This window comes from Gilliamella sp. B2969 (genome assembly GCF_026536195.1).
Lineage (GTDB): Bacteria > Pseudomonadota > Gammaproteobacteria > Enterobacterales > Orbaceae > Gilliamella.
In genome coordinates this window covers 179,601-188,009 of sequence record NZ_JAFNOP010000007.1, presented here as the reverse complement: position 1 = coordinate 188,009, position 8,409 = coordinate 179,601, and the positions used below count along the sequence as shown (strand labels likewise).

General features: G+C 35.1%; 11 protein-coding genes. 2 read left to right on the top strand and 9 right to left on the bottom strand.

Translation table 11 applies throughout. The annotated features are described in order from the left end of the window. The coding region (locus J3U66_RS08220; protein ID WP_267348689.1) for an EF-Tu/IF-2/RF-3 family GTPase at window positions 1–521 on the top strand (521 nt) is incomplete at its 5' end. A 171-nt stretch (window positions 522–692) separates the two neighbouring features. Here the strand turns inward: J3U66_RS08220 and J3U66_RS08215 are convergent. From J3U66_RS08215 to J3U66_RS08205, 3 genes are all read right to left on the bottom strand, one after another. Then, window positions 693–1,454 (bottom strand): ABC transporter ATP-binding protein, encoded by a 762-nt coding sequence (locus J3U66_RS08215; protein ID WP_267344700.1) that lies wholly within the window; start codon window positions 1,452–1,454, stop codon window positions 693–695. Then, window positions 1,454–2,281, bottom strand: coding sequence for an ABC transporter permease (locus J3U66_RS08210; protein ID WP_267344702.1), 828 nt, complete (start codon window positions 2,279–2,281; stop codon window positions 1,454–1,456). Before J3U66_RS08210 ends, J3U66_RS08215 begins: the two co-directional genes overlap by 1 nt. 61 nt (window positions 2,282–2,342) lie before the next feature. After that, entirely contained in the window at window positions 2,343–3,344 is a 1,002-nt protein-coding gene (locus J3U66_RS08205; RefSeq protein ID WP_267348687.1) for an ABC transporter substrate-binding protein, read from the bottom strand. A gap of 403 nt (window positions 3,345–3,747) precedes the next feature. Here J3U66_RS08205 and J3U66_RS08200 point away from each other — a divergent pair, with 403 nt between their 5' ends. Next, complete coding sequence (locus tag J3U66_RS08200; RefSeq protein ID WP_267344705.1) at window positions 3,748–4,083, top strand: zinc ribbon domain-containing protein YjdM; 336 nt, start codon at window positions 3,748–3,750, stop codon at window positions 4,081–4,083. A gap of 658 nt (window positions 4,084–4,741) precedes the next feature. On the opposite strand, the gene fliR is transcribed toward J3U66_RS08200, so the two are convergent. Genes fliR through fliM form a run of 6 tightly spaced genes read right to left on the bottom strand, consistent with a single transcriptional unit; the run spans window position 4,742 to window position 8,407 of the window. Next, window positions 4,742–5,542 carry a flagellar biosynthetic protein FliR gene (gene fliR, locus J3U66_RS08195; RefSeq protein WP_267348685.1) on the bottom strand — a complete coding sequence of 267 codons (801 nt, stop codon included), beginning with the start codon at window positions 5,540–5,542 and terminating at the stop codon, window positions 4,742–4,744. A gap of 5 nt (window positions 5,543–5,547) precedes the next feature. After that, window positions 5,548–5,817, bottom strand: coding sequence for a flagellar biosynthesis protein FliQ (gene fliQ, locus J3U66_RS08190; RefSeq protein ID WP_267334095.1), 270 nt, complete (start codon window positions 5,815–5,817; stop codon window positions 5,548–5,550). Between the two features lie 8 nt (window positions 5,818–5,825). Beyond that, on the bottom strand, window positions 5,826–6,566 hold the full coding sequence (gene fliP, locus J3U66_RS08185) for a flagellar type III secretion system pore protein FliP (RefSeq protein WP_323849471.1): 741 nt from the start codon (window positions 6,564–6,566) through the stop codon (window positions 5,826–5,828). After that, complete coding sequence (locus J3U66_RS08180; protein WP_267344708.1) at window positions 6,563–7,000, bottom strand: FliO/MopB family protein; 438 nt, start codon at window positions 6,998–7,000, stop codon at window positions 6,563–6,565. Before J3U66_RS08180 ends, fliP begins: the two co-directional genes overlap by 4 nt. Continuing rightward, a complete protein-coding gene (fliN, locus tag J3U66_RS08175) occupies window positions 7,000–7,377 on the bottom strand; it encodes a flagellar motor switch protein FliN (protein ID WP_416379732.1) in 378 nt (125 codons plus the stop codon). The genes J3U66_RS08180 and fliN overlap by 1 nt, the downstream gene beginning before the upstream one ends. Beyond that, complete coding sequence (gene fliM, locus J3U66_RS08170) at window positions 7,370–8,407, bottom strand: flagellar motor switch protein FliM (protein ID WP_267334093.1); 1,038 nt, start codon at window positions 8,405–8,407, stop codon at window positions 7,370–7,372. Before fliM ends, fliN begins: the two co-directional genes overlap by 8 nt. Window positions 8,408–8,409: the final 2 nt, after the last annotated feature.

Below are 8,409 nucleotides of genomic sequence, written 5' to 3'. Positions count from 1 at the left end.
CAGGACGTGGTACAGTAGTAACAGGTCGTGTAGAGCGCGGTGTAATCAAAGTAGGTGAAGAAGTTGAAATCGTTGGTATCAAACCGACTACAAAAACAACTTGTACTGGTGTTGAAATGTTCCGTAAATTACTTGACGAAGGTCGAGCAGGTGAAAACGTAGGCGTATTACTACGTGGTACTAAACGTGAAGAAATCGAACGTGGTCAAGTATTAGCTAAACCAGGTTCAATCACACCACATACAGACTTTGAATCAGAAGTTTATATTTTAAGTAAAGAAGAAGGCGGACGTCATACTCCATTCTTCAAAGGTTACCGTCCACAGTTCTACTTCCGTACAACTGACGTAACAGGTACTATCGAGTTACCGGAAGGTGTAGAAATGGTAATGCCAGGCGATAATATCAAAATGACAGTATCATTAATTCACCCAATTGCGATGGCAGAAGGTTTACGTTTTGCGATTCGTGAAGGTGGTCGTACTGTTGGTGCGGGTGTTGTTGCTAAAGTTATTAAATAATTTTAGATAATAACAAGAGCACGATGAGTGCTCTTAATTAGCTCAGAAGCAGGTGCACAATGTGCACCTGTTTTTTTATCCAATGAAAAAGAAAGCAAATTGACATCTACAATACAATATCGGTTAACAATCCTTTTTTGATTGTCTTATTGTGACTGTAATAATGATGTTTTATTCAATATCTTGATTGATGGCATCAAGGATTTGTTGATTCAGATTTAAAAAATCGTCCGTATTTAAGGTAGATTTATTTCTTGGCCGCATTTGATTAACAGGAAAAATTGCTTTAATCCCTTTTTGTTTCACTGACAATAATACAATTCTATCAGAAAGATAAATTGCCTCTTCAACATCATGAGTAATAAAGATTACAGTGAGTCGATGTTGTTCCCATATTTTAGTCAATAATGTTTGCATTTGATGACGAGTAATTGCATCTAGTGCACCAAATGGTTCATCCATTAATAAAATCTTAGGACGATATGAAATCGCTCTCGCCAACGCAACACGTTGTTTCATACCACCTGATAATTGATTAGGATAAACCTTAGCAAACTTAGATAAATTGACTAACTCAAGGTGTTCTTTGGCAATATCACGGCTTTCGTGGCCAGAGTAACCGGCAGCTGAAAGCGCAAATTCAACATTCTGTTGGACAGTAAGCCAAGGTAATAAAGTGTAAGATTGAAAAACCACACCACGATCAAGCCCAGGGGTATAAATGGGTTTATCATCCACAAAAACTTCACCACTATCATAAGATTCTAAACCTGCGATAATCGATAATAGCGTGCTTTTACCACAACCTGAAGCGCCAACAATTGAAACAAATTCATTATCATTAACCGATAAATTTATATCACTTAACACATTGCGCTGATGCTTACCTAAACAAAAACTTTTATTCAGATGTTTGATAGTTAAGCTCGCCATTATTTTGACCTCACATTATAGCGGAATAGTATTTTTTCAAATAGGCGCATTAACTGATCTGTTATTAATCCCAATAAACCTAAAATTAAAATATAACCAATGATAGTATCCGTTTGAAAATAACGCTGTGAAAGTAGAATTCGATAGCCCAAACCCGATGTTGCCGCCACTAATTCAGCAACAACTAACCAAGTCCATGCCCATCCAAGACTAATACGTAAGGTATCCCAAATAGCTGGCAAAGCCGATGGAATAACAATCTTGAAAAGAATTTTACTTTCACTCATACCTAACGTTCGCCCTAAACCAATAAAATCGGCAGGCACACGTTTAGTCGCATCAATCACCATTAAAACTTGTTGAAAAAAAGTACCAATCCAAATAATGATAAATTTTTGCTGATCGCCAGTACCGAACCATAAAATGGTTAATGGTACAAACGCTACAACAGGCATATATCGAATAAAATCAACTAATGGCTCAATAATGGCTTTACCAACAGCAAAACAGCCAGCTAACACACCAATGATAATTGACATAATTGACGAAATAATAAAAGCGGTAAGAATTCGATAAACACTGACTTGAATATCAGAAATTAATGTACCATTATCCCATAAAACAACCAGCCGCTGCCAAACCGATGGTGGGGAAGGAATAAATATAGGTTGGACTAAACCGTAAGTTGTCACCCCCCACCATAACACCAAAAGTAAGCCAAATGTCACTATTGAAATTGTTAACATACTACGGCGCGAGAGCTGCCTACCTATTGTAAATATACGCTGTGACGTGTGTTTGCCTTGTAAGGACTTTTTAGATACCATTATTGCAACTCAACTACTCATACTTAATAAATACTAACAATTTAAATACTCACTTTGATACCTAGTGAGATAAATTATCAACAAATCGACTATCAATAACATTTTCATAGCTTATTGGTTGCATAATCATACCTGCTGAGGTAGCCGCTTTTAATATTTGTGCAAATGTATTTTGTTTAAATGCACCATTGAATTGCTGATTATTATCAGCAATAGATAGATATTCGACGCCATCAAAAGCAGTGGTGATTTCTTCCGGTGACTCACCAATACCTTTTGCAATAATTGCTCGTCCATCTTGTGTATGTTGATGATAATAACGTACAGCATCATTCCAACTCTTAACGAGTGCATAAACTTTGCCTGGATTTTTTTCAATTACTTCGTTACGAACAACAAAGGCATCACTAATCAAACCCGGAACTTGCGTGCCATCATATAATACTTGAATAGAAGCATCATTTGCTTTACTTACAGTAATATATGGCTCATAAGTTACAGCGACATTGACGCGTTTAGTGATTAATGCAGAGCCTGCTGAAGCTGCTGGCATGGGTACGGGGCTAATTTGATCCCATGCTATGTTGGCTTTGTCTAACGCATTACGTAATAAGATATCGCTGGTGGTACCTTCTTCATAAGCTATAGACTTACCTTTTAAATCTGCTAATGTTTTGATGCTTGGCTCAACTAAAATAGCATCTGAAGTTTTACTGGTATCAAGTAATAAAATAATTTTAACTGGAATGCCTGCAGCTACCATACTCATAGCGGTATGGGTTGCCACATTCGCACCATCAATTTGTCCGCTGGCTAAAGCCGCATTAATATCTTTATCTTCAATAAAATTGATCATCGATACATTGGTTAAACCATTTTCGTTAAAAAAACCTTTTTCTTTAGCAATATACCATTGTCCATAACCAAGCCAAGGTTGAATACCAATAGTGACATTTGGTGATTCTGGTTGTGGGATTTGATCGGCAGTTGCTAAAGGATGAAAGAATATAGCGATGAACGTTAAGATTAAGGACGATAATTTTATTACGATTTTTTTAAGCATAACTATAACCAATTAAAAAATATTCAATATGGTTTTAATATAACCGATTTTTTAGCATAACAGCAAGATAGATCTAAGATATTGCCATATAACAAATTACAAAAGCTGATTTAAGTGATAATGCACTTAGAAGTTTAATGATACAAATAAGACCCTTTACCGAAGAATCGTTGAGTCACTATTTGCAAGTAATGATATTAAATATCACAAAGCATAAACTTATCACTATTTTGGATTGAATAATAAATAATCTCTACCCTTATCGTTGAATTGACGACAATCATGAATTTTTGCATGAATTGACCTCATATTAGATGACGTTCAAAACATCATTATCATGACTTAATAACGTTTTTTTGCTATAGTAGACCCTATTTTATTCAATTTGGATTAATCATATATTATGGAATCTATACCTAACTGCCCTAAATGCCATTCAGAACATACCTATCATGATGGTACTTTTTATGTTTGTCCTGAATGTGCTTATGAGTGGGACCCAAACCAAGCGACTGAAGCATCTGACGCCCTTCAGGTAAAAGATAGTAATGGAAATTTACTGGCTGATGGCGATGATATTATTTTAATTAAAGATCTTAAATTAAAAGGATCATCAACTGTGCTGAAAAAAGGGGCTAAAGCAAAAGGCATTCGTTTAGTTGAAGGCGATCATGAAATCGATTGTAAAATTGATGGTATGAAAATTATGCTAAAAGCCTGCTTTGTCAAAAAAGCTTAGTCAATAAATGTTTGTAATACTGATCTTATCAGTATTACAAACACTTCAATAGGTAAAATACTTACCCCTATTTTGTTATTAAAACTTTTTATAAAATTAAAATACCTTTCGCATGTTCGCGTTAACAACAATCACCTTTACGATCATCTATATGCTTATCATGCTGAAAAATTACCATTATTAACTATTAGGTTAATACCCCAGCTTGTAAATTGATGATAAATTTAATTGATTGCAACACATTAACGAAAATAAAGATACTGAAAAAAGTGATAATAGCATTGTTGTTAGGCTTTACATCAGCCCCATAGAAAAAACCATTAATGAATATCATGCTTGATTATCTAGGTTGGCATGAAAATTAATAGTCTAGCTAAACTAAATTTAAATTAAAAATAAATATTATATAAGGGACGATAATCACATCATCCCTTAATTATTTATCCTTGATAACTCTTTTTATCTAAAAAATTATAGCTGGAGTGATTTATATGTAAATATAGCTATTGCTTACAAGCAATATAATTAATTTTTCCTATTTTGTTTTCATAGCCATCATAACCGACTCCACCATTAACACTATGTACAACAAAGTGCCTAACTTGGCTTATCACTGTACTATTTATTAAGTTAGCATATAACCCTATCAATTTTAGATTTAATTACTATCACTTAAACCCAAAAGCATGGTTGAAATATGTTCAAACATTTGTTCAAAAATAGATTCGGCAAAAACAGGCAATGTTGAAATCAGGTAAGTTAACATGGTCAGTCCCAATAATAAGGTCACCGGATAGCCGACCACAAAAATGGATAATTGTGGTGTCATTCTGTTTAATAAACCAAGCGCGACGTTAATTATCAACAACAATGTCATTAACGGAAGGGCTAACATAAGACCATTAACAAATAATGATGCGCTAACTTCAATTAAAACTAAATAGCCATTTTGTTTTAAAGGGGTAAAGCTAATTGGAATGATATCAAAGCTATTAGCCAAGCCATATAACAACCACAAATGACCATTTAAACTTAGAAACATTAACAGTGCGATTATATTAATTAAGCGCGATAATACCGAGGTTGCAGGGCCACCAATTGGATCAAAAAAAGTCGCCATACCAAGTCCCATTTGCATACCAATTAATTCACCCGAAAACCTGACTGCCATAAATGCTAACTGCATAGTAAAACCTATCATGGCACCGATGACAATTTGTTGAAAAATAATAGCAACCCCGATAAAAGAGTAGATCCCTAAGGTATTATCAGCCTCAGGCAAGGGTAAAAGTATAGTAATAAATAAAGCTAAACCAATCTTAAGTCGCTTAGGGACCTCTTTTTCACCGGTAATGGGCGCAACCATAATCAATGCTAAAATGCGTACAAATGGAAAAAAACACTGTTTTATCCAAGTAAACAAATCAATATTAAGTAATTGCTGAATATTAAAATCCATTAAGCCTAACGCGTTAAGTTTGGAATATCGGTAATAACGATTCGAATATAATCAATCATTGTTGATAACATTGATGGACCTAAAATAATGAGTACTAAAACTACTGCCAAAATCTTTGGGATAAAAGACAATGTCATTTCATTAATTTGAGTTGCCGCTTGTAACAAACTAATAATCAACCCAGTAATGAGTGCAGCAAGGAGTAAAGGACCAGCAAGCAAGCCTGCCACTTTTATCGCTTGCATCGCTAATGTACTGATATATTCAGATGACATAACACTCCTCAACTAAAAAAACTTTGCGCCAACGATCCTAATAATAAGTGCCACCCATCGGCTAACACAAACAGCATGATTTTAAAGGGTAAAGATACCGTTGCTGGTGGAACCATCATCATACCGAGCGCCATGAGTGTGCTTGCTACCACTAAATCAATCACTAAAAAGGGAATAAAAAGCGTAAAACCGATTTGAAAAGCAGTTTTAAGTTCACTCACCACAAACGCGGGCACCAATATTTTTAAAGGAATTTCATCACGCGTTGCAATATCACCTGAATGAGACATGTTTACAAATAACGCTAAATCATCTTCACGGGTTTGAGTTAACATAAACTCTCGTAATGGTTGACTGGCTGTAGATAAGCCCTGATGCAGGGTAATTTGGTTTTGAGAGTAAGGTAAATAAGCATCTTGATAAATTTTATCAAATACCGGTGACATAATAAAAAATGTCATAAACAAGGCAATACCTAATATAACTTGATTAGGTGGTGCTGACTGGGTGCCAAGTGCATTACGTAACAAACCTAATACAATAATAATCCGCGTAAAACTGGTCATTAACAGCAAAATAGCGGGAATGAAGGTCAATAGTGTAATAAATACTAGCGTTTCAACCGGCAATGACCAACTTTGCCCACCTTGCGCTGTGGGTTCGGCAATTAAAGAAAACGGCGAAACGTCAGCCTGACATAATTGACTGAATAATAATAAGCTAAGTAAAAAAACGATTTTTAACTTCACTCGTTATTACTCCTTTTCGAACTTAATGTAGACAGTAATAGTTGATGAAATAAATTATTTTTACTTGATTCTTTGCTTGCGGTAGATTGGGATAATAACATTTCAGTACGTTGTTCATCTATCGTATGTAATAACGTCATTTGTTGTGCGCTCACCCCGACAACCAATAATTGGTGATCAACATGTACTAAAATAATGCGTTCTTTTGGACTTAAGTTATAGGTAGATTTAACCTCAATTAACTGCTTTGTCTTTTTTTTCCAACTCAGCCGCTTGACCATCCAACCTAATAACAAAATAACGCTAATAACTAAAACAAAGGATAGACCCATCGATGTTGCAATTTGTGTATACAGGTTCATTTCTGATGAAGAAGGCACGATATGCTCACTTGTGGATATTGCTTGAGATGTATGTTGATTGTTGCTAGACATTAACGACTCAATCTACGTACACGTTCAGAAGGTGTAATAATATCAGTAATTCGCACACCATAATTATCACCCACCACCACAATTTCACCTTGTGCAATTAAATAACCATTAATCAATATATCTAAAGGTTCACCGGCTAAACCATCTAATGCAATAACTGAGCCTTGCGTTAAATTTAAGAGATCTTTAATCGCCATTTTGGTTCGGCCCAATTCAACACTTAAATTCACAGGAATATCTAAAATCAAATTGATATCTTGCTTTTTGATTTCGGTTTGTTGTGGTGAAAGTGTTTCAAAAATAGTTTGTTTACTCACTGATTCATCAGCCACAGCGGACGTTTGATCCTCATCATGAGTTGATTTGCTATCAGTCATTAAGTGCTCCTTCATTCAGTTGTTCTAAAACAGGATTAATTACCTGTTCGACTTGAATTGCATATTGTTTATTCACTTTACCATAGTGACCTTTTAGCACTGGCACCCCGCCAACAGTGACATCAAGATGTGTAGGCTTTTCAATTACTAAAATATCATTCACTTTTAAGGCTAAAAGTTTATTGACTGTGGTATGGATATGAGTAAAGTTAGCCACTAATTCAACGGTTGATTGTTTAATCCCACTGGTTAACGAACTCATCCAAACATTATCATCCTGATACGTTTGTTGTTCCACTGGCGGTTTTATTAGTAATTCTTTGATGGGTTCAACCATTGCATAAGGAATACAGATACAAAATGTAGCTTTACAATTACCGATTTCGACTTTGAATGTGGTTGTTAATACAACATCATCCGGCGAGCTGGTAATATTGGTAAATTTACTTTGGATTTCAGAACGAATATATTCAGTTTCGATTGAATATATATCTGCCCAAGCATTTTGATAGATAGTTAAAGCGAGCTCTAATACTCGTTTTATAATTTGTTGTTCAGTATGAGTAAATTCTCGCCCTTCTGTTTCAACTTTAGAGAGGTGACCATCACCGCCAAATAAAGTATCGACAACAATAAACACCAGTTCTGGGGAAAATGAAAATAAACTCGTCCCCCTTAGTGGATTAAGATGGACTAAATTTAGATGATTTGTTGCTGAAATTGCCGAAAACTCTTTAAATGTTTTGGGCTCAATCGGGCAAGCAATAACATCGGTGTTACGGCGAAGTAAATTAAATAAGCCAATGCGAAACTGGCGTGAAAAACGTTCATTAATAATTTCTAAAGCGGTTAATCGCTCAGGAATAAAACTATGTTTTACCGATAAATCATAGGGTTTGACTTCAACCTTTTTACCAACAGATTGCTGAGAATCAATCAAAATATCGGATTGAGCCTCTGCTGGGTTATGAGTAAACTCAGCATCTGGAGTTAGATTAATGTCAACTGTTGATTCTTGCTTATCAGACATAA

What these genes read in the sequence shown, in the direction of transcription:
- J3U66_RS08215 (WP_267344700.1), bottom strand. Translation starts at nt 1,454, where the DNA reads ATGGCGAGCTTAACTATCAAACATCTGAATAAAAGTTTTTGTTTAGGT.
- J3U66_RS08210 (WP_267344702.1), bottom strand. Translation starts at nt 2,281, where the DNA reads ATGGTATCTAAAAAGTCCTTACAAGGCAAACACACGTCACAGCGTATA.
- J3U66_RS08205 (WP_267348687.1), bottom strand. Translation starts at nt 3,344, where the DNA reads ATGCTTAAAAAAATCGTAATAAAATTATCGTCCTTAATCTTAACGTTC.
- J3U66_RS08200 (WP_267344705.1), top strand. Translation starts at nt 3,748, where the DNA reads ATGGAATCTATACCTAACTGCCCTAAATGCCATTCAGAACATACCTAT.
- fliR (WP_267348685.1), bottom strand. Translation starts at nt 5,542, where the DNA reads ATGGATTTTAATATTCAGCAATTACTTAATATTGATTTGTTTACTTGG.
- fliQ (WP_267334095.1), bottom strand. Translation starts at nt 5,817, where the DNA reads ATGTCATCTGAATATATCAGTACATTAGCGATGCAAGCGATAAAAGTG.
- J3U66_RS08180 (WP_267344708.1), bottom strand. Translation starts at nt 7,000, where the DNA reads ATGTCTAGCAACAATCAACATACATCTCAAGCAATATCCACAAGTGAG.
- fliN (WP_416379732.1), bottom strand. Translation starts at nt 7,377, where the DNA reads ATGACTGATAGCAAATCAACTCATGATGAGGATCAAACGTCCGCTGTG.
- fliM (WP_267334093.1), bottom strand. Translation starts at nt 8,407, where the DNA reads ATGTCTGATAAGCAAGAATCAACAGTTGACATTAATCTAACTCCAGAT.